This is a genomic window from Chthonomonas sp. (assembly GCF_035294505.1).
GTDB lineage: Bacteria > Armatimonadota > Chthonomonadetes > Chthonomonadales > Chthonomonadaceae > Chthonomonas.
The window spans coordinates 45,740-72,161 of the sequence record NZ_DATGKU010000117.1 but is presented as its reverse complement, the minus strand read 5'-3'; the positions used below and the strand labels follow the sequence as shown (position 1 = coordinate 72,161).

Annotated in this window: 23 protein-coding genes and 1 tRNA gene; 14 read left to right on the top strand and 10 right to left on the bottom strand. The window is 54.0% G+C overall.

Features of this window, described 5'->3' with window-relative positions; all coding sequences use genetic code 11:
- Nucleotide 1: 1 nt before the first annotated feature.
- The 4 genes from VKV18_RS06915 to VKV18_RS06900 all read right to left on the bottom strand — a co-directional run bounded on the left by VKV18_RS06915 (nt 2) and on the right by VKV18_RS06900 (nt 4,005).
- Entirely contained in the window at nt 2–235 is a 234-nt protein-coding gene (locus tag VKV18_RS06915) for a hypothetical protein (RefSeq protein ID WP_324203478.1), read from the bottom strand.
- A gap of 33 nt (nt 236–268) precedes the next feature.
- Entirely contained in the window at nt 269–868 is a 600-nt protein-coding gene (locus tag VKV18_RS06910; RefSeq protein ID WP_324203477.1) for a hemerythrin domain-containing protein, read from the bottom strand.
- Nucleotides 869–947: 79 nt separating this feature from the next.
- Entirely contained in the window at nt 948–1,682 is a 735-nt protein-coding gene (ric, locus tag VKV18_RS06905; RefSeq protein WP_324203476.1) for an iron-sulfur cluster repair di-iron protein, read from the bottom strand.
- A 64-nt stretch (nt 1,683–1,746) separates the two neighbouring features.
- Nucleotides 1,747–4,005, bottom strand: coding sequence for a nitric-oxide reductase large subunit (locus VKV18_RS06900; RefSeq protein WP_324203475.1), 2,259 nt, complete (start codon nt 4,003–4,005; stop codon nt 1,747–1,749).
- A 136-nt stretch (nt 4,006–4,141) separates the two neighbouring features.
- Between VKV18_RS06900 and VKV18_RS06895 the strand changes: the two genes are divergently transcribed.
- On the top strand, nt 4,142–4,594 hold the full coding sequence (locus VKV18_RS06895) for an Rrf2 family transcriptional regulator (protein ID WP_324203474.1): 453 nt from the start codon (nt 4,142–4,144) through the stop codon (nt 4,592–4,594).
- A gap of 160 nt (nt 4,595–4,754) precedes the next feature.
- The gene (locus tag VKV18_RS06890) at nt 4,755–6,134 is read left to right on the top strand and encodes a hypothetical protein (protein ID WP_324203473.1); all 1,380 of its coding nucleotides are present in this window, start codon (nt 4,755–4,757) and stop codon (nt 6,132–6,134) included.
- 90 nt (nt 6,135–6,224) lie between these two features.
- On the opposite strand, the gene VKV18_RS06885 is transcribed toward VKV18_RS06890, so the two are convergent.
- The gene (locus VKV18_RS06885) at nt 6,225–7,109 is read right to left on the bottom strand and encodes a glycosyltransferase family 2 protein (protein WP_324203472.1); all 885 of its coding nucleotides are present in this window, start codon (nt 7,107–7,109) and stop codon (nt 6,225–6,227) included.
- A 46-nt stretch (nt 7,110–7,155) separates the two neighbouring features.
- Between VKV18_RS06885 and VKV18_RS06880 the strand changes: the two genes are divergently transcribed.
- A complete protein-coding gene (locus VKV18_RS06880) occupies nt 7,156–7,734 on the top strand; it encodes a peroxiredoxin-like family protein (protein ID WP_324203471.1) in 579 nt (192 codons plus the stop codon).
- A gap of 25 nt (nt 7,735–7,759) precedes the next feature.
- Here the strand turns inward: VKV18_RS06880 and VKV18_RS06875 are convergent, their stop codons facing one another.
- The 3 genes from VKV18_RS06875 to VKV18_RS06865 are packed head-to-tail and all read right to left on the bottom strand — an operon-like array spanning nt 7,760 to nt 13,006.
- Entirely contained in the window at nt 7,760–8,995 is a 1,236-nt protein-coding gene (locus VKV18_RS06875; RefSeq protein WP_324203470.1) for a choice-of-anchor tandem repeat GloVer-containing protein, read from the bottom strand.
- Between the two features lie 22 nt (nt 8,996–9,017).
- Nucleotides 9,018–10,484 (bottom strand): DUF3592 domain-containing protein, encoded by a 1,467-nt coding sequence (locus VKV18_RS06870; RefSeq protein ID WP_324203469.1) that lies wholly within the window; start codon nt 10,482–10,484, stop codon nt 9,018–9,020.
- Between the two features lie 38 nt (nt 10,485–10,522).
- On the bottom strand, nt 10,523–13,006 hold the full coding sequence (locus VKV18_RS06865) for a beta-L-arabinofuranosidase domain-containing protein (protein WP_324203468.1): 2,484 nt from the start codon (nt 13,004–13,006) through the stop codon (nt 10,523–10,525).
- A gap of 225 nt (nt 13,007–13,231) precedes the next feature.
- Here VKV18_RS06865 and VKV18_RS06860 point away from each other — a divergent pair.
- A tRNA-Val gene (locus VKV18_RS06860) sits at nt 13,232–13,303 on the top strand.
- A gap of 78 nt (nt 13,304–13,381) precedes the next feature.
- Here VKV18_RS06860 and VKV18_RS06855 read toward each other — a convergent pair.
- Nucleotides 13,382–14,512 (bottom strand): restriction endonuclease, SacI family, encoded by a 1,131-nt coding sequence (locus VKV18_RS06855; protein ID WP_324203467.1) that lies wholly within the window; start codon nt 14,510–14,512, stop codon nt 13,382–13,384.
- Complete coding sequence (locus VKV18_RS06850; RefSeq protein ID WP_345786397.1) at nt 14,499–15,404, bottom strand: DNA adenine methylase; 906 nt, start codon at nt 15,402–15,404, stop codon at nt 14,499–14,501. The genes VKV18_RS06855 and VKV18_RS06850 overlap by 14 nt, the downstream gene beginning before the upstream one ends.
- A 116-nt stretch (nt 15,405–15,520) precedes the next feature.
- On the opposite strand from VKV18_RS06850, the gene VKV18_RS06845 reads away from it, so the two are divergent.
- The 10 genes from VKV18_RS06845 to VKV18_RS06800 all read left to right on the top strand — a co-directional run bounded on the left by VKV18_RS06845 (nt 15,521) and on the right by VKV18_RS06800 (nt 26,420).
- A complete protein-coding gene (locus VKV18_RS06845; protein WP_324203465.1) occupies nt 15,521–16,471 on the top strand; it encodes a ParB/RepB/Spo0J family partition protein in 951 nt (316 codons plus the stop codon).
- 90 nt (nt 16,472–16,561) lie between these two features.
- Nucleotides 16,562–17,854, top strand: a complete 1,293-nt coding sequence (locus VKV18_RS06840; protein WP_324203464.1) for a GspE/PulE family protein — start codon at nt 16,562–16,564, stop codon at nt 17,852–17,854.
- Nucleotides 17,851–18,879, top strand: coding sequence for a hypothetical protein (locus VKV18_RS06835; protein WP_324203463.1), 1,029 nt, complete (start codon nt 17,851–17,853; stop codon nt 18,877–18,879). Before VKV18_RS06840 ends, VKV18_RS06835 begins: the two co-directional genes overlap by 4 nt.
- Nucleotides 18,880–18,953: 74 nt before the next feature.
- Nucleotides 18,954–19,565 carry a hypothetical protein gene (locus tag VKV18_RS06830; RefSeq protein ID WP_324203462.1) on the top strand — a complete coding sequence of 204 codons (612 nt, stop codon included), beginning with the start codon at nt 18,954–18,956 and terminating at the stop codon, nt 19,563–19,565.
- Between the two features lies 1 nt (nt 19,566).
- A complete protein-coding gene (locus tag VKV18_RS06825; RefSeq protein ID WP_324203461.1) occupies nt 19,567–21,243 on the top strand; it encodes a formate--tetrahydrofolate ligase in 1,677 nt (558 codons plus the stop codon).
- A gap of 216 nt (nt 21,244–21,459) precedes the next feature.
- Nucleotides 21,460–22,458: an adenosyl-hopene transferase HpnH gene (hpnH, locus tag VKV18_RS06820; protein WP_324203460.1), complete on the top strand. Its 999-nt coding sequence runs from the start codon at nt 21,460–21,462 to the stop codon at nt 22,456–22,458.
- A gap of 5 nt (nt 22,459–22,463) precedes the next feature.
- Nucleotides 22,464–23,474, top strand: a complete 1,011-nt coding sequence (hpnA, locus tag VKV18_RS06815) for a hopanoid-associated sugar epimerase (protein WP_324203459.1) — start codon at nt 22,464–22,466, stop codon at nt 23,472–23,474.
- Nucleotides 23,452–24,381 (top strand): 4-hydroxy-3-methylbut-2-enyl diphosphate reductase, encoded by a 930-nt coding sequence (ispH, locus tag VKV18_RS06810; protein WP_324203458.1) that lies wholly within the window; start codon nt 23,452–23,454, stop codon nt 24,379–24,381. Before hpnA ends, ispH begins: the two co-directional genes overlap by 23 nt.
- A gap of 69 nt (nt 24,382–24,450) precedes the next feature.
- Nucleotides 24,451–25,116 carry a hypothetical protein gene (locus VKV18_RS06805; protein ID WP_324203457.1) on the top strand — a complete coding sequence of 222 codons (666 nt, stop codon included), beginning with the start codon at nt 24,451–24,453 and terminating at the stop codon, nt 25,114–25,116.
- Nucleotides 25,113–26,420, top strand: coding sequence for a TolC family protein (locus VKV18_RS06800; protein ID WP_324203456.1), 1,308 nt, complete (start codon nt 25,113–25,115; stop codon nt 26,418–26,420). The genes VKV18_RS06805 and VKV18_RS06800 overlap by 4 nt, the downstream gene beginning before the upstream one ends.
- Nucleotides 26,421–26,422: the final 2 nt, after the last annotated feature.

The following is a 26,422-nucleotide window of genomic DNA, read 5'->3' as shown; positions in this document are numbered from 1 at the left end:
CTTAGGGCGATAGCTCCCCGTTCTGAACGGCCAGCACAAACTGCATCATCTCTTTTTCATAGCCGAAGTCTTGCGGTTCATCATCCGGCGGGCGTAGATACCCTTCTTCTGCGATCCGTTGATGAATCTCCTTTCGTACCAAAGAAGCGATGGAGCAGCCTTCCCAATAGGCTCGCCGTCGCAACCACTCGTATTCTTCAGGCGTCAGACGGATAGATAACACACGTTCACGCAAGAGAACTCTCCTCCTTTTATGATAACTTCTGCCTTATTTTGGCGGCGCCGGTTTTGACCTGCGACTCGCGCAGCGCGTCCCCGGCGGCGTATCGAACGGCACTCCACGTCGGTCGGCCATCTCGTGCCCAATGGCCTCTAACTCATCCGAGCTTAATAACGTTGCCGCCAAAGGGAAAAGCACCCGGTCCTCTATTCCGATATGCTGGTGATAGGTGGTGCGCAGAAAATAGAGTCTTTCGAGCAGCTCCCTCAACTCCTGTTTTTCCAGGTACCCCTGCTCCAGCCACTTTTTCCCGATCTCTCCCACCACCTTATGCAGTTCTCCTACCACTTCATGGTCGGCCTCTAACGTCGCGATAACGTGATCGGCCTCCTCATTCTTTTTTGCACGCAGGCGAGGGAACAAAGAGACCTCCTCGTCGGCCGTATGGAGCGGTTCGGCGTTTTCAAAATACCGTAAAGCCGTATCTAGCTCATCCCGATAGGCCTCGTCCAATCCATCACCCTTTGCCTGTTCGGCCACATGAATGAGCTGTTGCAGAAACCGCTCGATGCGGCGATGACAGTCGCTCAGCAGTTGCAGCGGCTCGCGAAAGCTACCTTCGGCCTTCGCCCCAATCTGTATCGCCATCTTCTATCTTCTCCTTCTAAGATTTTACTCTTATTAGAGGGCTGAAGGGGAATGGCTCCAGCCCTCCTGGTCCAAACGTCTACTCAGCTTTTGCTGCCCGCAGACTATCCTCCTTCGCCAACGCCTGTGGGAAGAGAATGTTGTTCTCCTTGTGGATATGCAGGTGCATGTCCTCCTCTAGCTCGGCAAGCCCGGCCAGCAATACGCGGAATGTGTTACAGGCATCTTCTGGCGGGGTGAAATTGTTTGTCAGTCGGCGCATCTCGGCCAGGTCGTCTCCGGCGATGGCATGGTCACGCTCCATAGCCTCGATGGGATGCCGCAACGTGCCGGCGCAAAAGGTGCGCGGCACCTCCGTAGCCGTATCAAGCAGCTTGCACATCGGAAAGAGCACGGCCTCCTCTTTGGCCATGTGCAGCTCCTGCTCGGGCTTAAAACGTTCGAAAAGCTCGTGCACCTGCACCATCTCCGGATGCCGATCGCCATGCACCAAAGCCACTTTGGCAGCCATCTCTTGAAGACGTGGAAGCTCTCTGCGAAGGTACTCGTGGTGTGTCGTAACGATGTGATCTACCAACTCACTCAAAGAGGTTTGGCTCCAATCCCTCTCTGAAGTTGGGGGTGACGCCGCATCGTGCTCTCGGAGGGCTGCCAGCACCTCGTCCGCATTCTTGCCCTTCTCGGCGCACGCCTCGCCGATGGTCTTTTTCCCTCCGCAGCAGTAGTCCAGGCCAAACGCCTCAAACACACGGGCTCTATCCGGCCGCTCGACTACAAGCTGCCCTATTGTCTTTTGCGCATCCATTTCAACCATGTCTTACCTCCTTCGAGATTCGGTTTAGAATGTAATGCCCAACCCCGTATGCGTCGAAAGCGACTCAGGCGACCTCCTTAGCGTAAGACCAACCGGTCTTCAAACCTAGCACGAACCATCCAAGTGCCAGAGCGCCTACGGCGAATGTGGTATCTCCTATCAGCCGCATCCACCGCAGCGTCTGCATTATAGGCATCTGAGTAATCTCTACCGAGCGGGCATACCACATGCCGTGTGTAACGCTCGCCCAGGTCTGTATTAACCCTATGGGCAATAGGCTCAAGATCACCATCAGCATAAGCCCTATGTTGATAGCCCAAAAGGCGAAACCGAGCACTCGTGTGTTCCAGGCCCTTTGCGCCGTAAATGCGCGAAAACAGAAGAGCATCAAACCTAATCCCAGCATCCCGTAGACCCCAAAAAGGGCGGTATGCGCATGGACTGGGGTTGTATTAAGCCCCTGCATGTAGTAGAGCGCAATCGGGGGATTGATGAGAAACCCAAAAAGACCGGCGCCGACGAGGTTCCAGAAGGAGACAGCTACGAGAAAGTATATGGGCCAGCGATATTTCTGCACCCAGGAGAGTGTGTTATGGAGAGCGATATTGGAGTAGCCCTCAAACCCAATCATCACCAACGGCACGATCTCCAGCGCGCTAAACGTGGCACCAAAAGCTAAAACGGCGGTTGGAGTTCCGGTAAAGTAAAGATGATGGAATGTCCCAATGATCCCGCCTGTCAAGAAGATGATCGTTGTGAACAACACAGAGGCCGTAGCTGTGCGCACTCTAATAAGCCCCATTCGGGCAAACAGAAACGCAATCACCACAGTAGAGAAGACCTCAAAAAACCCCTCTACCCATAGATGGACAACCCACCAACGCCAGTACTCTTCGATAGCCAGATTCGTTTGTCGTCCATACAACAACCCAGCCCCATAGAAAGATGCGATGGCTACCGCGGAGAGTACAAAGAGAGCCAGTAGCTCACGCGATTCATCCTGCCGTGTGAGCGCCGGCCATAACGCTCGAATCATAAGAAATAGCCATAGGAATAGACCGATGAAGAGAAATATCTGCCAGAAACGGCCCAAATCCAAATACTCATAGCCCTGATGTCCAAACCAGAAATTGGTTTGCAGACCCAGATCGTGATGAATCGCCAAATACTGCCCAAACATTGACCCCACCACGATGGCCAGTAGACATACAAAAAGGAGATCGACTCCGAATCGTTGCCCTTTCATCTCCTTCCCAGATACAACCGGCGCAATAAAAAGGCCTGTGGCAAGCCATGCCGTCGCAATCCAAAAGATGCCGAGTTGGAGATGCCATGTGCGTGTAATGACATAAGGTATCCACTTCGCCAACGGAACTCCGTAGAAGCCTGTTCCCTCAACTCCGTAATGGGCCGTAATACCGCCCATGATGACCTGAATCACGAAGAGGGCTATGACAACCCAGAAGTACTTGAGAGTGGCTTTCATCGAGGACGTTAGCGGCACACGGAGGAAAGGGTCCTCATCGGGAATGCGGGCGAGAGCCTCCTCATCCCCATGATAATACTGTATGGCATAGTACCACGCTAACCCTCCGATTCCGGCCAGCAGAAGGACGAAACTAACAACCGACCATACCACCATTGAACCGGTAGGCCGATTACCCACTAAAGGCTCTGGGGGCCAGTCGTTTGTGTAGGAGATCGTCTGCCCCGGCCGATTGGCTACGCAAGCCCAGGTAGCCCAAAAGAAAAACGCATTCAATTCCTGCTGATGAACCGCATTGTCCACCGTTCCGGCCGGCATCGCGTAGGCGTTCCGAATGCCGGCCAGCCCCGGATATTTTCCAAACAGCTCAGAGTAGTACCGATTCATGGCCTCTACCGCCTGGCCAACAATAGGCGGCACCACAAGGTCACCAGTATGTGGGTTATAACCGTTCGTTCGCAGTACCGTCTGCAAACGTGCACGTAACGCGGCCTGCTGTTCTGGAGTCAGCTGATCGTAGAGCTGTTGATGCTCTTGCCGTGCCCATGTGTTGAGAATCCACATAGATTCACGATGCAGATAGTCCGCCGTCCAGTCGGGTGCCACATAAGCTCCGTGCCCCCAAACCGTTCCAAGCTCCTGCCCTCCTATGGTCTGCCAAACGTTTTGACCGTCGAGAATCTGTTGACGAGTGAAGAGCAGCTTACCATCCGTTGTTATCACGCGCTTGGGGCGAGGCGGTGCTTGCTGGTATATCTCACGCCCTAACAAACCTAAAACCGTAAACGACCCCGCCACCACAAGCCCTAAAACCGTCCACAATCTCGCGTAACGCATCAGACGTCCTCCGTAAGTCGGCTAGTATACAGCTTATTTTGGATATTCTTATCCAGTTATCAATATTATACGCTTTGGGGTACACTACATGTCAACCTTTTGGTAAAAAATTTTTTGGAGAACGATTTGGACGACCATGATCTCACAAACCGCTGAATATGCTCTGCGTGCCGTTGTCTATCTCGCAAAGGAGCCGAGTGTCGCAAAAACAACAAAAGAGATTGCAGAGGCTACTCGAGTACCGGTGGGGTACCTTTCAAAGGTGCTACAAAACCTAAGTCGGGTAGGGCTTATCAGCTCGCAACGCGGCCTCTATGGCGGCTCACGCCTCTTAAAAGCTCCCTACGAAATCACCATCTACGAGGTTGTCAATGCGGTAGACCCCATACCGCGCATACGCACCTGCCCGCTTCGGCTGGCCGCCCATGGCGAGAACCTGTGCCCCCTACATAGGCGCATTGATGGCGCCGTGGCCCTCATCGAGAAAGCCTTTCGTTCCACTACTGTAGCCGAGCTTATTGAGGAGGCGGCCATGGAGAGCAAAATTTGCCACTTCCCCAACATAACCCTTGAGGATGCAGCTATGTAGGTGCCGATTCGTCTGTAACCTATATTCAATAGACCCCCAAGTCGCAAAACCGTGCTTAGAAACGGTAGTTTTGTGTTCTTTAGGAGGCGTGCCGAGTGCTCGTGAAACGCTTGTCTCAATAACAACGTCTATGCATTAAACCAACCGCTCGGAAGGGGCTATGCTCGGAACGGTATCCTTTGAAAGTCGCTACCGGGTGCAGACTTCGGTTGTGCCCTTTGTAATGTACTGTTGCGCGCTCGGCCTCGAGGTGTTGCTGATCGCGGTCGTCGGGGCGTACATTTACGAGCATCTTCACGCCAAGTCCGCACCCTGGTCTTTTACCCTCGCCGTATGGGCACTCGGCTTGTTTATCTACCTACTCGGCGTAGCCGGAATAAAGGCCCCTTCGCAACTACCGCGCATCTTCGTCATCACCAATGAGAGTATCAGCGTTCGACAAGGCCGTTTGTTTCAACGTATCCCTATAAACAAAATTCGTCTCTGTGCTTTCGATGAACGCCTGACCGATCTAGATGCACCGTGCCGGATAGCCCTGTGGGGCAATGGGATGTTTCTACTAATTCCCGCCAACATCGCTCACGGCATGGAGATCAAGTCTCTGCTCCATACTCACATTGCTGCACAAACAACGGCACCGATTCGAGAAGGCTACACGGTATTACGAGCCGAGCGCTTGCTGCGCTCGCTCGAACGCTATCGCCGGCGCCTCCTCTTGCTCCTTCTCTTCGTAGCCCTTGTCGGAACTCTGCTTCTCATGCTGCCGAATCTCTTTGCGCAGAACGCTATCGGGAACGGCTCTCAGCTTGCTATTGCCATCGGCAGCTCGCTCGTATGTCTGCTGTTGTGGGAACGCATCCAACGCATCCAGCGCAGAAAACAGCCCGTTGAGAACGAAATCCTCGCCTCGCTCACAAAGCGTAGCATTCCCTTCCTTATCGAAAAGCTTCATCTATTCTGCGATCTACAGCGGTTCGATGTTTGGCAATGCTACGGTGCACGCCAGGCGCTGGCTAAAATTATTCCGGCCCTACCAGAAACCGATCGGCTTGAGCTGCCGACCCGTAGCTACCTTCGCATCTACACACTGCTCTGTCCAACACGCACCTTGGAATGGCGACAGGCTTTCAAAAGTTGCTTAGACCCGGAGAAACTTGAAGACGCCTTCATGACAGGGTTGCTAGTCATTGTCGCTCTCGCCTCGTGCTATGTCATCCTATTTCTAGAGATACTAGGCGACTTCGTGATGTTCTTCTCCTCGGCCCCAAGTCCGGCAACCCTAACCGAACAGGAGAACGACTTTCAAGACCATCAGACGCGCCGTGTTCTGCTTCAACTCCTTGCGAAAACCGGGCAACACCATACCCTACCGGTGCTGCAAAGCTTCCTGGCCGATCCGGAAGGCGATGTAGTCGCCTCCGACCTCGCAAAAGAGGCCGAGCACTGCATCGAGTCCATCACGAGACGTTTGCAAGCCGAAAAGCGCCGGCCCTATCCGTGGGAGCTTGGCGGAGCAGACCAAGCGCAAACAAACTCATAAGAAAAGCTCCAAGCTGCTCAACGCATAGGAGTAGAACGAAGGGGAAGCATGTGAGGAGGCAAGAATAACAGAGAATGCTTCAATTCGTTATCAAGTGGGTCGCTTGACAAACCAGCACCTTAGCCTGCGTTTTATCCCCACTCCCACATGAATAAACTCGTTACGCGCCAAGCGGGCCACATTAACAAGGGCTGCCAACAGACGCACCGGAAGCGGTGCCGTTTTGCGATAATAGATGAAGCTGCTTTTTAAAAGCAGACGGGCCATCTGCCGATACTGCGTTTTTACGCTGCCCATCCAGTGATGAACAACCTCTGCCTGCGGCAAGTAGACGACCCGATAGCCCGCTCGTTTTATTCGCCAACACCATTCCACCTCCTCATAAAACATAAAAAAAGCCTCATCCAACACCCCAACCGTCTCGATAACCCTTCTTGGCACCATAATGCATGCGCCCGAAACATGGTCTACATCCCACTCCACATCAAAATTGTCACGGCCAAACTCGAACTTCGGCCCCAAAAAACGTGAGAAAAACTTTCTCATAACATCGAAGCCGAGCAGTTCGCGCAACGGAGAAGGAAAGGGACGTCCGTTTCGTTGAAGGCTGCCGTCGCTGTTAAGCAGCTTTGGCCCCACGGCGCCCACATCGGGGTGTACATCGAGATAGTCTACCATCCGTCTTAACGCGCCCGGCTTTGGCTCGGTATCCGGGTTCAGTAAAAGACAGTGTCGCCCGGATGCCCGTTTCAACGCCAAATTGTTAGCCCTAGCAAACCCCAAATTCTGTTCACTCGCGATCAGATGCACCGTAGGGAATTCCGCCGCCACCATGGCAACGCTGTTATCTTGCGAAGCGTTATCCACCACCCAAACCTCATATTCTAGGCCGGAGACTGCCGATGGCAAGCTTTTCAAACAGGCACGAAGCAACTGAGCGGTGTTGTAATTTACGATAACAACAGATAAATCCATTCTGCCACCAAAATTAGGTAGAATAGTGTGTGGGAGGGAACGATCTATGCCTTCATCCCTACAAAAGGATACCACGCCAACCTTAAAATTAGGAGAAAAGGCACCGGACGCCCACGTCCAACTGGCCGATAGCGGAGAGGAGATAGCCCTCTCTTGCTTCTGGTCTCAACGTCCAACCCTGCTTGTATTCCTCAGGCACTTTGGTTGCCCCTTCTGCCTTGAACTGGTTAGCCAACTTCGCGAAGCAAAAGAGTTGTTTATTCGTTCCAACGTGCAGGTTGCACTTATCACCATAGGTCTCCCGGAACGCACCCAGACGTTCTGCCAACAGCAACGCCTAGAGACACCCTTTATCTGTCTTAGCGACCCTACCAAAGAAGCCTATCGTGCCTTTGCTCTAGGGCGCGCTGCACTCACCCAATTCACTACAGGGCATGTTATCTCCAGTGCCTTCCGCGCCATGCTGCATAAACAGTTTAGTCTGCTACCGCAAGGCGATCCGTTCCAAATGCCCGGTGTTTTCCTCGTAGATGGTCAGGGCACTATCCGTTACGCACACTACTACAACGACATCGCCGACAACCCCACCATAGCCGAATTGCAAGAGGCCGTCAGCCAACTGTAGCAATACGCCTCGACGGCTAGGCCTCCTATCTACCGCTGAAGGCATGCAGGGTTTGAAAACCTTGCCCATCCACGTTCAATTTAAATACGGTACCGGTATTGCCCTGCCCACCTAAGATGGTAGTTCCATAGAGTGTCGAGCCGGACGGATCGAGAATAAGGTCAAACGGCAATGCGCCATCGGCGAACCGAAAGATATGCAGTTTCTGGAAATGGGAGCCGTCCGGCCGCATTTTGTAGACGATACCATCGCCACCCCCACGGTCTCCCTCTAGCTGAGCGGTGCCATACAGCTCACCATCAGGGGCTTGCAAAATCGTCACGGGCATATGGCCGGCTTGCAGTGGCCAAAACTGATGCACGATGTGAAAGTCGGTGCCGTCTGGCTTCAGGGCAAATATCACCCCATCGCCCCTACCACCGTGGTCTGCTACTCCAACCAGCTCTCCATCCTGCGTCTGTATGAGGGCTACCGGCTCTTTACCATCGGTTCCACGAAAAACATGCAACACCTTGAACCCGCTACCGTCCGGCGCTACGCGAAACACGGTGCCCGCATCGCGGAGACTGCCGCCCGCTTTTGCCACACCGTAGAGCATGCCATCACGACCCACTATCAATTTAAACGGATCGAGCCCATCCATGCCGTTGAAATTGTGCAGGATGTGAATCTCATGAGGATGCAGAGAGACCTCATACACGACTCCATCGTTGTTCGGGCCGCCCGCCTCGGAAACACCATACAGACATCCCCGCCCGGCCGGCAGAAGACAACTCGTGTTCGACACTTTGTCTAGCCCAAGCACATAGGCCTTTTCTAGCCGATCCTGATCGGGGCGGAAACGATAGATCGTCAGACATGCGTAGTAATCGTTGCCCACAGCAGCTCCATATACCCACCCATCCGGAGCCTGCATCAGCGCATAAGGCCCGATTCCAAAGGTTCCGTCGAAGGTGTGAAGTAACCGGAAAGCGCCGTTTTGAGGCGATAGGCGGTAGAGCACCCCATGCCCGTAGATGCCGCCGCTATCCGTAACCCCATAGATGTACCCATCATCCCCTCGAATAATGGTCACCGGATGGTAGCCGTCTGCATTGAGGAAGTCACCCTTTTGGTAGGCACCCCAGCGCTCGACACGCTGCCTTAGCACACCAACACCAATCGCTATCACCACGGCAAGCACGATCAGGCCGAGCAGGGGGAGCAGCAAGCTATAGAAAATATAGCGCCGATACACCGCATCCTGATGGGGGTTTTGCATGTTTCGTTCCCTCCTCAATAGCCTAACGGCCCTCAGGAATATCTGCCGATCTCGCCATAGCCTGTTGTCGCCTCATGAGTCGTTGTTTTACCTGCCACGGCACATAAAATGGAGCGACAATGCCTAACACAATAAGCAGTCCGCTGCGCCACAGCCACCCACGTGTCTGCTCCTCTCCTATAGATTGTATCAACATGCATCGTGCCGGATTGTTAGGGAGATAGATCACATGAACCGGCATTCCGGGCCTCTCGTAAGACCATGTGTCGTACGTAACAGGGCTAGCCCCCTCGTACGTGCGCCCGTTCACCTTAAACAGATAGTCTATCAGATAGATCGTCGTTTTCGACCCTGTGGTATACCGATAGTTCACCACTCCAGGAGCGCCCACTCCCTCGCTCTTCAGCAAGTGGTACAAGGCCAACTTTTGGTTCGCTTGCACTATTCCGGCAATGCCCATGCCTACACACAGAACGGCGCCAATTCTCGAGAGAATGGTCACGGTTTTCAACTCTTTGCTTATCTGCTTTTCAGCCTGCTGCTCGCCCTTTTGTCTAACGGAGGCAGGAAGTACATTCTCTAGGTAAGAACGCAAAGGAAGGTAGCCGGCGCGCTGACTGCTATAGCTGAATTTCTTGCCGGAATAGTGAAGGCGTAATACCTCAAAAGTGCCATAACGATGAACGACGGGGTAGACATAAAAGCTATCAACCTTTGCAAGGGGAATCTCTATGCTACGCCAAATTCCTCTTAGAACGAGTTTCTGCCCATCCACATGCAGGGTTTTGATAAAACTATAAAGCGCCCCTAGCAAGCTTAGAAAGCCCCCAACGAAAAGCGCCACTTCCACCGATGGGTAGGATAGTTGAGAATTGGCCCCTCCATGTGATACAAACTCTGAAGTATGTGTTACAAAGAACACCAAGCCGACTCCGAAAAAGGTAAGTGCTCCGAGCAGCCACAACAACGCCAGGCTACGCACGGGATGAAGCTCTATCCCCTTAGCGCGTATTCGATCAGCCTGACGTCGCAATACATCCTCCAATCGTCGAATAAGCTCCGCCTCGAAAACCTCCGATGTTCCTACGACCTCCGGGTTGACTGTCAGCTTGCGCCCATCCAAACCCCACAACACAATGCGGCGCCATGGATACATTCCCGTCTCCGTAACAGCCTCTATAGAGTCCCAGCGCAGCCTTTGAACACCTAACGGAGTGAGCTTTGCCACCTCCTCCTCTTCTAAACTATAGGCAGTAAATGAATCCCATAAAACCAGAGCGGCGTAAATCAGCAAGACGAGCATCCCCCAAACGCATAGCACAAACGCGATCATCATCGTGATAATAGCTGCTGTTGGCTCGCCCTGCATGGCCATATTGTTCAACAGCCCCCAGAACCATCCAACGGGCACCAGCAGTAAAAAGATCGCTATCAGCATGAAGAAGAGAGCGCCTAGGCGACTCCACCAAGACCCATAGTACCCCTGCATCTTCTTCCTTCCTCTCTCTTAGGCAGCTTGTTAAGCGTTTATGCACTCCCCCACTGCCACGCGAGGATACCTCCCGAATAGCCCGATTTCAACTGCACCTCCAATCGCAACTTCGTCGTTTCTACGGGCACAAAGTCCACACGATTGAAACGGTTTTTTTGTACCGCATAGTCGCCCTTCGTTTCTACAGGCTGCCACTGCATGCCGTTCCACCACAAAATCCGCCATGCGGCAGGTACGCGGCATTCCCCGCCAATCGCCTCATCATCGAACCAATAGACACGGCACCAACTTACCCGCTCACTCTTTGCAAAATCGTATTCCACCCACTCCGACGTTCCCTTGTGATCCCACCACGTAAAGCGGGGTAGGCTCTGATCGGCGGAACTTGTTGGAATCTGCAGGTTTTTTAGCGCCTCCACGCTATCGCTCGGATTACACCAAGAGGCCGAAGCGGTTGCCCGATTTTCGGGAATCCAGTCACGCGCGTCTGGTCCCTCCCCAATCAGCGGAAAGGCCGAAACACGCAGGCGTGCGCACCCCATCGGGATCAGCGTGACGGTCTCTGTAGGCGACGAAGAGCGAACAGGGCTTTGCTGCAACTCCCCAATAAGCCCGTTTGGCTCTGCCGTCCACTGAGGAATCTGCTTTGCCCTTACTTTTAGCACAACCGGAGCGTTGGTCAGAGAGAACGGCTGGACGGGGAAGGGGCCTTTGCGCTCTTCAACAAAAACGGAGGTGGACGGATGGCGCCAATCAAGCACTAGTCCATAATTCCATGGGGTGGTTGGAAACACCTCATACGCCGGCCATTTCGCCGTGCCACCGTAGCGCACCCACCGCTCTCCAATGCGTAGCGAGTAGGCCAGAGGCCCTCGGTAGATAGAGACGGCGTTGTGATTGGCACGCCAAACCTTTACCCGAACCGACATCGGAAAGGTAAGCTCTACGGTATCATGCGGCCGCCACAGACGCTGTACCACAAGCCAACCGCCATTCTCTACGGTAGGGGCATATCGCCTCTCGTCGTTCACTTTAAGGACAGGGTGTGCGCACCACGCAGGTACCCGCAGAACGAGAGGAAAGGCTGATGCCCTCTGCATAGAAAGCTTTAGGTAAATGTGCTCGTCGAACGGATAGTGTGTTTCTTCATGGAGGGTCACCGTTTCGCCATGCCCTACTCTCGCCGTTACCGTGCTAGGCGCGTAGAGAACTGCCGCCAGGCCGTTGCCACTCGTGGCCATCCAAAGGTGCTCGGTAAAGTAGGGCCACCCAAAAGCCACATTATGTTGGCAGCAGCGATAGTCGTAGGGGTTATAAGAGAGCATGTCGCCGCCATTTTGCAATAGGGGCGCCTTACTTGCCCGATCAAGTTGGATCATATTGGGCGCGGTGAGATAATGCAACCCTTTGAGATCGGGCGTCATAGAGGCAGGGAGCGAGTTGAACGCCACATCCTCACAACGATCGGCCCAGTGCGGATCGCCGGAGATGCTCGTGAGCATCTCGTCGCTGTACATTACCTCCACCATGGCGCAGGTCTCCGCAGCTTGGCGAGGCCCTGTATACCCCGGACGGGCATTCTCATCCGCCCCAATCATGCCACCCGGCACCTGGCCAAAAAGCTTCCAGGCGATATGATAGTCTCTAACCGTATCCTGATAGTAGCGCGGGTCCCCTGTAACTTCATAAAACTCGGCAGGCTCCCGAAATCCCTCGCATAGGTTTACACCGTGCCAACTCGCCACCCCATCCGTCCAATCAGAAGTACGCTCATGGGTGCGCTTGGCCAAGTCGAGCAACCACTTCTCGCCGGTACGATTGTAAAGCCACAGAATGCTATCCAAATTGTCTCCGCCACGCACCTTTTGCCAACTATCCGGCAAGAACTGATCAACGGGCAGGCTTGCCTCCCAACGAAAATAGCGCTCCATAAAGGGGATCACGCGCTTATCACCGGTCGCTTCGTAGTAGGTGCGAACGGCATACAGAGCCAGCATGTTGGGCCACAGGTCTTTGGCCTGCCTATTCGCCTCCGGCCCGAAACAGCCATCCGCCCTCTGGCTGCTTAAAATGCTATCAATCCAGCGCCGTGCTTCCTGAATAATGCGCCTATCTCTCAAAAGATAGCCCAAGCTCACATAGCCCCGCAGCCAGTAGGGAAGCTCCTCCCAACCGTTCTTACCCTCGCCGATTGGGCTTACCCAAGCGCTGCCATCGAATCGACACCAGGGGCTTATCTCCGTGAGATGTCCGGTGAAACCATCGCTCATCAACACCAACTGTTCTCTTAGCCATCCCTCCGGCCGAACCGCTCCCACAGGCAACGGTATAAGCGGTTGAGGCACCAGTGGAGGACGATTGCCCATATAAAATGCGTTTCTTCCTAACGTCGGTAAAACGGCATAGGTCTTGAACTGTGTAGGCGCCGGCTTCTGCAGCGGCGCCGCAGCACCCGCTCCTACTCCACAAACACTACCTAACAGCATAATCGCCAGCACCGTGTTTTGTCTTTTCATCATTGTCCATTCTCTAAAAATAGTTATTGCCCGTCATCGGCGTTCTGCGCTATATTGTAACAGCTGTTTCCTCGTCTATCAAGTTTTTCAGTCTGCAATGGCCGTAATGGTTCATCGTAGAGCTGCCAGAGGGCCGGCAATTCGCACCATCGGCAAAAGGCTCTTGCCGTTCAAAGCCTTAGCTCTTGACAAAACCGCTCTGCACGGGGGTACAATGATTGTGGAAATGGGCGGTTGGCTCAGGGGTAGAGCGCCTCGTTCACACCGAGGAGGTCGCTGGTTCAAATCCAGCACTGCCCATTTTTATTTTATTGTCTTTTATACTCTCATTGAAGCGCTTCCCAGATAAGCTATGTTTTATGATCAATAAGGAGGCAACTATTCCCTTGTCTCTGCATTTAGTCTAAGGTTAAGAAATGCCTCCTTTAGTGCCTGACTGACAGCGCTCTCCGGCTCACGCAGAAGCAACTCCTGGTATGTATCAAGAAATTCAACTCTTGAACGGTGGAACAAATGTAGGAAGTGTCTAAGAAAACCTATACAGTCCAATATTGCGATCTCTACTCCGCTATTATGTTCATAGCAGCTAGCGGCATAACTTTTTATCTCGTCTGAAACCACTTCGGTTGTTATAAATATATAGTTATCAATTTTTTGATCATAGGATGAGATTTTGGTAATAGCTCTATTTATATCTTCTACAGAAACAGGTTTTGTTTTCATCTCGTAAACAGTTACAATACGGTCATCATTTTCAACGCAAATTTCTATGTCTCCCAGCGAACCAGTCTGCTGATCTGCTGCTGTATGAGATTGAAGAGGTCTAATTTGTTCTTTAATACGCTTAGACACAGAAGCATATGCAGCAGCAACCACCAGTACAGGCAGTCTACTAGAATTTTTGCATCGTAAGTGCTGCTCTATTAGACTCACAATTTCTTCTGATGATAATGGTAAGTCATTATGGATGGCTATTAGACGTTTTTGCAATGTTTGTAATGTTGCCTTATTTTCATTACGAATATTGATTAAAACACGAATGATCTCAGCGAGTAAATCCTCAGTCTGAACTTGTTCTTCATACACCAGGTTGAGTAATTCCAGTGTTGTCCTGTAAAGTTGACGTGGTCGTCCTATCAATTCAGTATCCAGCGTAAGTGGCCTATCTAAGTTACGAAAAGCTGGTGTCAAGAATGCTGTTGTCGAGTTGAGCGGAAGATTGTGCTTATTAATAAATTTTGTTATATACTTCTCATCGTAAGTTCTTCCAGAAAAAGAGTCATTGGTGCCGATTTCCGTATACGGCTTGCGTGGATCTAGTGTTGGCTTATGAATTTTTGCCAGGAGGCATGCCATAAGTAGACGCGCACAGGCACGATTATTAGACTGCTTGCAAACTTGCTCAACTTTCAGACGAATCTCTTCATTTCTTATGATTGGTGTGGAGAGTCTCCTTGATATACGCCTGTGAAGATTCTCTAAAATAGTAGACGGGTCATTCTCCCTCATCTTGCGCTCCGTTCAAGTCAAACAAACGCGCTCCTTGAATAGTAGCAAGATCGTAGTTAACCCACAGCACCTCGGTTCGCTTATCCTTTGTGGAATGGATGGTTCGCGTTGGACCGACGTGTTTGAACCATTTCGGGCTTGGGTAGAGACGATCCATCTGCTCACATTCGTAACCCGACACCGCCACAAGCCCTTGCACCGAATTGAGTGCCATCGCTAGCTCCTCATGCTGCTCATTGCTCATTTCATAAGCATAAGCTCTCCTATCGCCGCGGGTTTCATGGAGATAGGGCGGATCGCAGTAGAACAAGGTGCTCGGTGAATCGTATAGCCGGATGACCTCAAGTGCCGGTCTATTCTCGATCTGAACGCGCAGCAAACGCAATGCGATTTCGGGCAAGTCCTCAACTGCCCCTAACCATCGGGAAACCGCGCCGGCCATGCCCGAACGACTTGTGTTCCTACAGTTGGCCCAGCGGCCGATTGAGGCCGATTGCGCTAAGCCGGTACGCACCTGTCGTGCCCGCACGTAAAAACGTCGGGCGCGCTCCAAGGGGTCAAGCATTGGGTCAATTTGGCAAGCAAGGGCGAACTCCTCACGTGAGAAAGGCGTTAAAGCAATGGCGCGAATAAGCCGCTCGGCATCTTCGCGAAGAACACGAAAGAAGTTCGTCACCTCCCCATCTATATCGTTATAAGTTTCAATCGGGGAGGGATCGCGATTCAACAACACGGCACCCGAACCCCCAAACGGCTCGCAATAGTGATGGGTTTTGGGCAGCAGACGAAGCAACCAGTCTAGATGAGAAAACTTTCCGCCGTACCATCCGAAAGCAAGCAGTTTCTTTGAGCTTTGTTTTACCACAGGCGAAGGCGCATGGTTCCTTTTCATCGTCATAGAGCCGCTTCTTCTCTCCTAAGAGGGGTCGCTTCTATAATACCTTAATCCTTCTTTCTCCCAACAAAGGGCTGCATTCCTGTTGACATCCCCTTAAAAGGTCGTTATAATTGGCACAAATTCTGTGGCTTTTCGGAGAACCGGCTTTGGAAATACGCTCCATCTCTATCGATCAGATCGTTGCCGATACGGCACAACCCCGCAAACATCACGATGAGGAGAGTTTGCAGGGACTAGCCGACAGCATTCGCCAGCACGGTCTGCTAAACCCTATCACCGTTACGCCTATTCCCGGCTCTTCCTATTACCGCATCGTCACCGGTGAACGTCGCTGGCGTGCCGCCAAGCTAGCCCGTCTCGAAACCCTTCCCTGTGTGGTGCGCGAGATCGCCGAAGAGGAACGCCTCACCGAACAGATCATCGAAAACCTCCAACGAGAAGACCTCCAGCCTCTTGAAAAAGCGCGCGCTATCCAGCAAATTAAAGAGACCCTCAACCTTACCACGCGTGAAGTGGCACGGCGACTGGGGCTGTCGGAACGCACCGTTGGCTATATTCTTGACCTGCTCACCCTTCCCGAAGAGATCGGCGAGGCCGTGGTCTCTAGCCCAAATAGGCCGGCTGCCGGCCAACTTACCGAAAAACATGCCCGCTACCTTAAACAGTTGAACCCCTACCCAGAACTGCAGCATCAGGTGGCGGAACATATTCAACAGGAACGCCTTAACAGTGAAGAGACCGAAAAGCTCGTCCGTGCCATACGCACCGCCCCCACACGCGCCCGCGAGATTTTGGAGTCGGCCCCGGAGCAGAGGGAACAGATTTATCAGGAGCTTCTCCAAGCCCCTACCGTGCCGGCTCGCCACGCTGTTGTAGAAACCTACGCGCCTCAAAGCCATGCGGCACAAAAAGTTTTGGATATGCTGCCCCTTTTGGCCGATATCGAAGTCTCGCGTCTTCCGGAGGACGAACTCATCGCGCTGCAAGAGGCCCTCCGCTCCTTACAGATGGCCGTTGAAAGCCTGTTGCATGCCTGCGAACAACGTAGCGCAAATTTCTAGCAATACGGTACACTATAGAAAGAAAGTAGGGGCGTTTGCCCCACAACATATAGCCTTTATGCCTACGCTCTGCAAAGAGGAACAGAAACCATGACACAGGTTGCATCCCGTGGCCCCTTGGCCTTTCGACTGATCATGCGCGAGGATGGTATCGCGCGGGAGCTTGGTGGCGAACTGACCCAAGCCGTTAGCGAGACCGACTTTCTGTTGCGTAAAGCACTCGACCTCGGTGCTTCCGATATTCACCTGCAGCCAGAACGCAACCGGATGCTGGTGCGCTATCGCATAGACGGTGTAATGCATGATGTGGGGCAACTTTCTATAGACATTGTGCCCAACATTCTCGCCCGCCTTAAGCTTGCCGCCGGCATGCACATAGACGAACGCAGAGAGCCGCAAGATGGACGCATTGACATGGAGTACGGCACCCGAAAACTAAGTGCCCGCGTCTCCGTACTGCCCATGCTGAATGGGGAAAAGATGGTGCTGCGCATCCTCGATCCGGTTGGCGCCCGCGTAGAGCTAGATAAGCTGGGAATGCCGCCCGACGTGCTGCAAAAATGGAGCCAGGCCATCCAATCTGCCTACGGCATGGTGCTCGTCACCGGCCCAACAGGTAGCGGAAAAACCTCTACCCTCTATGCCTCCATCAATAAGTTAGACCGCACCCGCCGTAACATCGTTACCGTAGAAGACCCCATTGAGTATGAGTTTGCCGACCACATCACCCAAGTGCAGGTTACCGAACGTATGACCTTCCCTCGCGTTATGCGAGCCTTCCTCCGCCAAGACCCCGATGTCATGATGGTCGGAGAGATGCGAGACCCCGAATCGCTATCCATCGGCATCCAGGCGAGCTTAACCGGTCACCTTGTCCTCTCGTCCCTTCATACCAACAACGCGGTGGAGACCATCGGGCGTATGATGGATATGGGCGGGGAACCCTATCTCATCGCCTCCACCCTCCAAGCGGTTATGGCCCAACGCCTTGTGCGCACCATATGCCTTAACTGCAAACAGCCCTACCAGCCTCCCCGTGACGAGCTTATCGAAATAGGCCTCAACCCCGACGCCATGCAAGGAAAAACTTTCTATAAAGGCGCCGGGTGTGAACAGTGCCGCAAAACCGGCTTCCGGGGGCGCATCGGCATTTTCGAGATTCTGGTGAGCACGCCGGAGCTGCGCGAAATGATAGCACGCCGGGCCACCATCGGCGAGATTTATGAATACGCACGCAAAAAACAGCAGATGCGCACCATGCTGGAAGACGGCCACCAAAAGATTTTCGCCGGGCTGACAACCCCCCGAGAGGTCTTCACCGCCGTCTACTCCACCATGACCTCCGGCTTGACCCCCGGCATGGAAAACGGAGGGGTGGGATGAGAAGCCGCAGCTTCTTATCCCCCCTTTGTTTGCTTTTTCTCCTCTGCTCATTCGGCCGATGCCTAGGGCAGATCGATCCGTTTGCACACAAAGACAACCCTTTTCTCACCGCCTTCACACTCGCCTGGCACGTTCCATTACCCGATTACACGGCCCTTATCGAGCCTTTCCCTATTCGGCAAGATAAAGAGGACGACCTCGTACTGCTGATAGGCTCCGCAAGCAGCACCGATTTTCGGCGCCAACTGTTGCTCACCCATTGGGACGGCTTTCGCTTTGCAACCGATGCCACAGCCTCCTTTATCGGATGGGCCACAGACCCCCTCATCGCCGGCCATTTCGCCGACTCTTGGCCAACGCTTGCTACACCGGAAAAAACCGACGCGCAACTGCCCAAAAACAAAATCGTGAAACCTCAAAAACTGCCGATGGTGCAGATTGTTACCTCCGGCGGCATCTTCATGTGGAAAGGCGGAGGTTTTGAACGCCTCAGCGATCCCCCACCGGCGCTTCGCTTCAGCCTGATCTGCCCTGGCCAACTCGACCTGCTTGTCTGCGGCAACGGCGACAATACCTCCGTCTGGACGCTCAACTCCGGCAAACTCGTCACCGATGACCTTCATCTAAACCCCAACGAGGAAGGCTACCCTCATTGGGGCGTCGGCACCTACCCTTTTGAAGGCCGGCAAAACCTCGCCCCCAACATCCTCTATGCCCAAGCCTACTGGCAAGGACAACGAAGATGGCTCATCGGGGTTTTGCCCTCGGAGACAAGCGGCGATTCGTCGCCCGGCAACGACCGGCTCATTGTCTACGTCCCCAAAGCCGACGAGCGCGACAAAACCTTTTGGCAATTGACGCGATTTGACGATTATGAAGAGAGCTGGCGTAGCGACCCACTGCCGGGAAAAGTCCTCGACGTGCGTATCGGCGACCCACGGGACGAAGGGAAGATAGGCCTGCTTGCGCTTGTAGATGAGGGCAAAGGAAAACGCGAACTCTACTGCTTTCAACCGGTTCGTTGACGCCCTATCCAAAGGAGTAAACCTAATCGTCTAGCTTTCACAAAAACGCTCTGAGAGAACAGACAGCAAGCGGTATGAAGAATCAAACTTGTTCAGTTGTCGTAGGTATAGCCGGCGGTTCGGCCTCCGGGAAGACGACCCTCGTCCAGCACCTCGCGCACGCACTTGCGAACGGCAGTCCACCGCTCCATGCAGAGGTGATCGGCATGGACCGCTATTTCTATCGTGGTGCACCCGGAGGGCCTACCTTCATCTCCCCCTCTACCGGCGAACGACTTCCCGATAACAACCATCCAGACTCTGCCGATAATGCGCGGCTCATCGCCGATATCGAGGCCCTTCGCGCCTCAGAGAACGCCCCCGACGTCATTCTCGTGGAGGGCCTTATGGCGCTTCATGTGCCCGAACTCCGTGAGCGGTTCGACCTTCGCCTCTTTGTAGAACTTGATGCCGACCTACGTGCCCTTCGGCGCCTTCTTCGAGACATGCAGGGCGGGCGCGGAAGCACCGATCCCCACTGGATCGCAACCTACTATCAAGAGTGCGCTCGCGTGGGGCACGCCGCCTACGTAGAACCCTCACGAGTCCATGCCGACCTCATTGTCAGAGGCGACGCCGATTTTCAGCGTATCGCCCCCTACCTCGCCGCCGTTGTTCGCGAACTTTGGAACACTCGAAGGAGCTAGCATGAATAACGACCTCCTCATCGCCCAATCCGTTACCCCACGCCCCATTACTGAGGTGGCAGCCGATTTGGGTCTTACTCTCAACGACCTTGAGCTTTACGGCACCTATAAAGCCAAAATAGGATACGCTGCACTCGATCGGCTTTTGAACGCCTCCACTCACCCGGAAGGCAAAATTGTGCTGATGACCGCCATTACACCCACCACTGCCGGGGAGGGCAAAACCACGGTGACGGTGGGTTTAGGACAGGCTCTCTGCCGACTGGGGAAACGCGCCATCGTCGCCATTCGCGAGCCTTCCATGGGACCGGTTTTTGGCCTGAAGGGGGGCGCTGCCGGAGGCGGGCATGCTCAGGTCATCCCCATGGAGGACATCAACCTTCATTTCACAGGCGACATGCACGCCATTGGCGCCGCCCACAATCTGCTTGCCGCCGCAATAGATAATCATTTGCATCACGGCAATCGTCTCCACATAGACCCTCTCACCATTACCTTCCCCCGTGTGGTGGACATGAACGATCGGGCCTTGCGTCATATTGTCATCGGATTAGGAGGCACACAAGGAGGAATCCCTCGCGAATCGCGCTTTTTCATTACCGTCGCCTCCGAAGTCATGGCTATTTTGTGTCTCAGCAACCACCTTCGTGAGTTGAAAGAGCGCTTGGGCAAGATCGTCGTTGGACGCAATGGTGCCGATGAACCGATCACGGCTGCCGATCTCAAAGTGCATGGTGCTATGACGGTTCTCTTGCGCGATGCCCTCAAACCCAATTTAGTGCAAACTTTGGAAGGAACACCGGCGTTCGTGCACGGGGGCCCCTTTGGCAACATCGCGCACGGTTGCAGCAGCATCATTGCCACCAAGCTCGCACGCCGTTTGGGCGAGATCGTCGTTACCGAGGCCGGCTTCGGGGCCGACCTCGGCTTTGAAAAGTACTGCGATATCGTTGCCCCCAGCGCCAATCTACCCCCCGATGCCGTGGTTATCGTAGCCACCATTCGCGCCCTCAAAATGCATGGTGGTGTTCGCAAGCAGAAGCTTGACGAAGAGAATCTCGCGGCACTTGAGGACGGATTGGCCAATCTTGAACGTCATGTGGGCATCGTACAACAGGTAAAAGTCCCCTTTGTCATCGCCATCAATCGTTTCTCCTCAGACACACCGAAAGAAATCGAACTTGTGCGCAACTTTGCAAAAAGCAAGAACTGGCTTGTTGCCACCTGCGATGTTTGGGGACAGGGGGGAAAAGGTGGGGAGGAGCTTGCAGCAGCGGTACTACAGGCCCTAGAGCAGCCCGCCCACTTCACCCCCTTCTACACCGAAGAAGGAAGCCTCTTCACCAAAATGGAGACCATCGCGAAGCGGGTGTATGGGGCCAACGGCATCGCTTTGGAGCCGGCCGCCTTGTCGCAACTGCGCTGGCTAGAGAAAAACGGGTTCGGCCGTCTCCGCGTCTGTATGGCAAAAACACAATACTCTTTTAGCGACGACCCCAAAGCAGGAGGCGCCCCCACCAACTTCACCATCCGCATTCGCGAGCTGCGTCTTTCCGCAGGTGCCGGATTCGTCGTCGCTCTTGCAGGCGATATTATGACCATGCCCGGCCTACCTGAAGTCCCCGCTGCCGAAAATATAGATATAGACGATACCGGGCGCATCATAGGGCTTTTCTAGCCTAGAAGAGATAGGCCAAAGCAGCGCTTTCTTTGGTAGCTATGGAGAGGCCATCGTATGATCTGTGTTGCTCACTAGATACTATTTGCAATCTTAGCCAGTCCAGCAGCACAAAATACTCGCCTAAGCGTAATATTAGGGTACAATCCTAAAATGAACCGGTGGTTTTACCGCAGATTGGCGATACAACATCATTAAAAGGAGGCTCCTCACGCAATGCGTTATCCTATAGGGTTCATGATGGCGCAAGCCCGCCATCGCGCAAAAATGGAAAAGGCGGGCATAACCCGCTACCCCACAGTGCTCATGCTTGAGCCCCTCTACACTTGCAACTTGGCCTGCATCGGCTGCTCCGTAGAGCGGCATACCGGCAAACTAAAAGATCGTCTCAGCGTGGAAACCTGCCTCAAAGCGGTTGACGACTGTGGCGCCCCTATTGTGAACCTCTGTGGAGGCGAGCCTACCCTCTATCCAGAACTTAAAGAGTTGATCGAAGGGCTATTTGCACGCGACAAATACGTTATTCTCTGCACGAACGCCCTCAAACTCGATACGAAAGTATTTGGCGTTATACCACCCGATCCGCGCCTCTTCATTATGATCCACCTCGATGGGCTTCGTGAAACACACGATTACGTGTGTAACCGTGCCGGCGTGTTCGACAAAGCCGTCGAGATGATGAAGCGCGCCGCCGAGCTGGGCTACTATGTCTATATCAACACCACCGTATATAAAGAGACCTCGGTAGAAGAGGTTGAGGCGCTCTGCAAACTGGTGGATGAACTGAAAGCTCAGGGTATCCTCGTTTCGCCGGGCTATGAATACGAAAGCGTGGAGCGCGACATCTTTCTTACCCGAGAACAGATTCATGAAAAGTTTCGACAGATACGCAGCTTTGCCGGCAAATACAAAGTCTGTGCCACTCCCATCTTTCTCGAATTCGCAGCCGGTTTACGCGAACTGCCCTGTTCGCCTTGGTCTACCGTCAACTATACCCCCATGGGGTGGAAGTCGCCTTGCTATCTGATCGGCGATCGCTACATCCCGGATTGGGAGACCTTCTGGAACACCACCAACTGGGAGTATTGGGAATCGCGTCTAGATCCGCGCTGCCAAAACTGCAAAATGCATAGCGGTTTCGAGCATAGTGCCGTCACCGAAGCCATGAAAACTCTCAAAGGGAAACTGCAGCTCGCCGCCTGGTCGCTTAAATAAAACACATGCCTTCGCTGGTTACCGGTGCCACCGGCTTTGTCGGTTTTCACGTGGCTCGTCTGCTTACAGAGCGCGGCCATCCTATTCGGGTGCTTACCCGCCCGACGAGTCGCCGAGAGAATCTTTGCGCCCTTAACCCGGCGATTTACGAAGAGGTGTGTGGCGACCTAACCGATATCGCCTCGCTTCGCAGAGCGGTAACCGGTTGCGATGTGGTATACCATGTAGCCGCGGACTATCGTCTCTGGGCGCGTGATCCACAACAGCTTTACCGAGCAAATGTGGAGGGCACAAAAAACCTCCTAACCGCAGCCCGCGATGCCGGCGTAAGGCGCGTGGTCTATACGAGCACCGTAGGGGTACTGGGTATCCCTCGCGATGGTTCGCCCGGAAACGAAGAGACACCGGTAACCTTGGCCGACATGATCGGCCACTATAAACGCTCGAAATTCTTGGCCGAGGAGGTTGCCCGCCAATTTGCCGCAGAGGGTCTGGATGTGGTCATCGTGAACCCAAGCACGCCCGTGGGTGAAAACGACATTAAACCAACCCCTACAGGCCGTATCATCGTGGATTTTCTCAACCGGCGTTTGCCCGCTTATGTAGACACCGGCTTGAACCTTGTGGATGTACGGGACGTGGCGGAAGGTATTCTGCTGGCTGCGGAAAAAGGGCGCACCGGTCAACGTTATATTCTCGGACATCGTAATGTAACTTTGAGGCAGATGTTAGAAATGCTCGCTCAGATATCGGGGCTACCCGCCCCGCGCCTTCGTCTGCCCTATGCCGTGGCCTGGTGCGTCGTAGGCCTAGAAAACCTTCTGGTCGCCGGGTTGCTGAAAAAAGAGCCGACGCATCCCTTTGAAGGGGTGAAAATGGCCCGATACAAAATGTATTTCGACTCAACGCGCGCTGTGCGGGAACTGGGAATGCCCCAATCGCCCATAGAAAACGCGCTCGCCCGTGCAGTGGCTTGGTTTCAGGAGAAAGGTTATGCCAAAAAACAAAAACCATAATGTGGCCAGCACACCGTCTGGCCGAACCGTGATCATGGCCAGCGAGGTGGGCTTCTGCTTTGGCGTTAAACGCGCCATCAATCTCACCCGTCAAGCCCTCGATGAACGCAAAGACGTGTTTATCCTCGGTGACCTTGTTCATAACAAACGTGTTACCGATGAACTCGAAAGCAAAGGCCTTCGGAAAGTCGAGGACTATACGCAGAGCCGCGGTGGAACCATGGTTATCCGCGCTCATGGCCTCCCTAAAGCGAAGATCGAGGAAGCTAAGACGCAGGGCATCGAGGTCGTGGATGCCACCTGTCCCATCGTCTTACGGGCACAGGAGGCCGCACAAATTCTGGAGCGAGACGGCTATCAGGTCGTGATCATCGGAGATAAAAACCACGCCGAGATCAAAGGCATCCTTGGTTCACTGGAAAACCCGGCCCTTGTGATTGATAGCGTTGAGGAACTTCATGAGGCCAAGAAAAACTTCAAACTCCTGCGCAAAGTCGGCGTGATCTTTCAAACGACTCACGCGCTCGAACTGTGTCATAAAATCATCAACGAGATGTTGATGATGTGCAAGGAGATACGCATCATCAACACGATCTGCCGTCCCGTGCAAAACCGACAGGATGACGCCATCGAGCTGGCTCAAAAAGTGGATTTGATGATCGTGGTCGGCTCTCGTACAAGCGCCAATACCATGGAACTGGCCGCGCTATGCCGACACTATAACCCCAATACCATTCATGTCCAAAACGCCGAAGAGCTGCCCCTCGAGGTGTTGGCCAACTGTAAAACCGTCGGGATCGCTTCCGGTCTCTCTACTCCTGAAGACCTCGTTGAGGCCGTGCGTCAAAAGGTGCTTGAATGTGACATCGCGCCTCCTTCGGAAGAGCCTGTGGCGCAGCCATCCTAACACGAGGAAGCACGACTGCGAATCGGCGTGCTATTCGCGCTGCCCCAAGAGAGAAGGCCTTTCCGGCCGATGGAAGCGGCGCAACAAAATCTCATCGTTCACTGCTCCGGCGCCGGCAGGGAAAATGCAGCACGGGGCGCACAGCAGCTCCTTGCACAAGGCGTTCGGTGCCTTATCATCTGCGGATTTGGCGGCGGCTTAGCGGAAGAGGTTGTGCCGGGCACGCTGTTACTGGCTAACCAGGTACTCGACGGGGGAGCGGCAGCGCCACAGGTCTATAGGCCTCATGCCGATGTGTTTAGGCAAGCGCAGCAAGTCGTGCCTCCGTCGGTTCGCCTACATATAGGCCCTTTAGCAACGGGAGACCGCGTTCTGCTAAACGCGACGGAAAAAAGCGCCTTTTTGCAGAAGCTCTCTGCAATCTACCCAGAAAAACCCTTAGGAATCGATATGGAAAGCTTCGGCGCAGCGCAAATTGCCAGCATACATAACTGTCCTTGGATCGTCGTACGCGCCATTACGGACGGCTATCAGAACCGTATGCCCTTTGATTTTAATGTACTTACCGACACACAAGGTCGTATTCGTCCTTTTCCGTTCCTTCTTGCCATCTTAAAACAGCCCCACAACCTACCAGAACTCTATCTATTGGGCAAGAGAGCTGCCATCGCCGCGAAGAGGCTCGCGTTATACCTTCAAAATCTTATCGCTGCACTGCAGGAGCCTCGCCCATGATCGCTCGGGCTTGCTTCGTTGTAGTGGCCATGCTCATGGTGTGCAGCATATCTCCATGCCCTGCACAGGAGGCGGCCACCTCGCTCACCATCTCTCAGGCCATCCAAATCGCACTTCAACAAAGCCCGCAAGCGCAAGCAGCTCGCTACGAGTTGGCCTCTGCGGAGGCCGCTGCCGCCCCCGACCGCCCGGTGGCTCGCCCCTCTATCACTGCAACCGCATCCGGCACCGAGCAGGGCCCGGAGGTGCGACTTCCCGGCATCTCCGCGTCTCCAATCCTTCCCGAGCAGTTCGGTCAGGTGAAGCTGGAGTTCGACCAGCCTCTCTATCGTGCCGGGCTAGGTGCCGCCAAAGAGCGCTATCTAGCCGAACGCGCCATCGCTCAGCAAAACTATCGCAAAGAGCTGGCCGACATTGCCCTTTCTGTCGCAAAGGCCTGTGTGGACCTGCTACGCGCTCAGGCCGGCCTCAAAGCGGCGGAGGAGGGGATCGCGTTCGCGAAACAGTATGCCGCGCTTGTGGAACAGCAAATTACTGCAGGGTTCGGCAAACCGGTGGATCGCACCCTGGCGCAATCTCAAACTGCCGAGGCCGAGCTGGGCTTGGCTAAAGCGCAAGGAGCCTACCACCTAGCAAAAATGAACCTCAATCGGCTTCTAGGGCGCCCCCTAGAAGCCCCCATCCAGATCGTGCCTCCGGCCTCGTTGCCGGAACCGCCCCCTTCCCCGGAGGAGGCCATCGCCACAGCGCAAACCCAGCGCCCCGACCTGCTGCTTCTTAACCTCCAACTGCAGGCCGCTAAAGCCGGCCTCTCTCTGGCTCGCCTCGCAACGCAACCCTCTCTTAGCTTTCATGCCGAACTGGCCGAACAAACTCGTACGGCTCTCGTGCCAGAACACTATGCGGCCGCTACCATCGAACTGCATTGGCAACTGTTGGACAGAGGGGAGCGTAAAGCAGATAGAACGCAGGCCGAAAATGCCGTCGAACGCCTCGTGGCCCTTCGGAAAGACGCCTTGTCCGGTGTTGTTCTCGATGTAACACAGGCTTGGCAGCAGATGGAAGAGGCAAAAGCGCAGCTAGCCCTAGCCCAAGTTCAGTTAGAGAGCAGCAAGGCTAGTTTAACCGTTGCCGAGAAAGCCTACGAAGTAGGACAAGGCACGGCACTTGATATAAAGAACGCCCGCCAGGACTACACCATGGCACAACAGAGCGAACTTCAAGCACAGTACGCTCTGATCGCGGCCGAATTCGCTTTTCGGTACGCTCAGGGGACTCTCGTTCCACAACAAATTTCTAAGTAGAT

Coding starts and splice junctions, on each gene's coding strand:
- VKV18_RS06910 (WP_324203477.1), bottom strand. CDS start 868: ATGGCGATACAGATTGGGGCGAAGGCCGAAGGTAGCTTTCGCGAGCCG.
- ric (WP_324203476.1), bottom strand. CDS start 1,682: ATGGTTGAAATGGATGCGCAAAAGACAATAGGGCAGCTTGTAGTCGAG.
- VKV18_RS06900 (WP_324203475.1), bottom strand. CDS start 4,005: ATGCGTTACGCGAGATTGTGGACGGTTTTAGGGCTTGTGGTGGCGGGG.
- VKV18_RS06895 (WP_324203474.1), top strand. CDS start 4,142: ATGATCTCACAAACCGCTGAATATGCTCTGCGTGCCGTTGTCTATCTC.
- VKV18_RS06890 (WP_324203473.1), top strand. CDS start 4,755: ATGCTCGGAACGGTATCCTTTGAAAGTCGCTACCGGGTGCAGACTTCG.
- VKV18_RS06885 (WP_324203472.1), bottom strand. CDS start 7,109: ATGGATTTATCTGTTGTTATCGTAAATTACAACACCGCTCAGTTGCTT.
- VKV18_RS06880 (WP_324203471.1), top strand. CDS start 7,156: ATGCCTTCATCCCTACAAAAGGATACCACGCCAACCTTAAAATTAGGA.
- VKV18_RS06875 (WP_324203470.1), bottom strand. CDS start 8,995: ATGCAAAACCCCCATCAGGATGCGGTGTATCGGCGCTATATTTTCTAT.
- VKV18_RS06870 (WP_324203469.1), bottom strand. CDS start 10,484: ATGCAGGGGTACTATGGGTCTTGGTGGAGTCGCCTAGGCGCTCTCTTC.
- VKV18_RS06865 (WP_324203468.1), bottom strand. CDS start 13,006: ATGATGAAAAGACAAAACACGGTGCTGGCGATTATGCTGTTAGGTAGT.
- VKV18_RS06855 (WP_324203467.1), bottom strand. CDS start 14,512: ATGAGGGAGAATGACCCGTCTACTATTTTAGAGAATCTTCACAGGCGT.
- VKV18_RS06850 (WP_345786397.1), bottom strand. CDS start 15,404: ATGAAAAGGAACCATGCGCCTTCGCCTGTGGTAAAACAAAGCTCAAAG.
- VKV18_RS06840 (WP_324203464.1), top strand. CDS start 16,562: ATGACACAGGTTGCATCCCGTGGCCCCTTGGCCTTTCGACTGATCATG.
- VKV18_RS06835 (WP_324203463.1), top strand. CDS start 17,851: ATGAGAAGCCGCAGCTTCTTATCCCCCCTTTGTTTGCTTTTTCTCCTC.
- VKV18_RS06830 (WP_324203462.1), top strand. CDS start 18,954: ATGAAGAATCAAACTTGTTCAGTTGTCGTAGGTATAGCCGGCGGTTCG.
- VKV18_RS06825 (WP_324203461.1), top strand. CDS start 19,567: ATGAATAACGACCTCCTCATCGCCCAATCCGTTACCCCACGCCCCATT.
- hpnH (WP_324203460.1), top strand. CDS start 21,460: ATGCGTTATCCTATAGGGTTCATGATGGCGCAAGCCCGCCATCGCGCA.
- hpnA (WP_324203459.1), top strand. CDS start 22,464: ATGCCTTCGCTGGTTACCGGTGCCACCGGCTTTGTCGGTTTTCACGTG.
- ispH (WP_324203458.1), top strand. CDS start 23,452: ATGCCAAAAAACAAAAACCATAATGTGGCCAGCACACCGTCTGGCCGA.
- VKV18_RS06805 (WP_324203457.1), top strand. CDS start 24,451: ATGGAAGCGGCGCAACAAAATCTCATCGTTCACTGCTCCGGCGCCGGC.
- VKV18_RS06800 (WP_324203456.1), top strand. CDS start 25,113: ATGATCGCTCGGGCTTGCTTCGTTGTAGTGGCCATGCTCATGGTGTGC.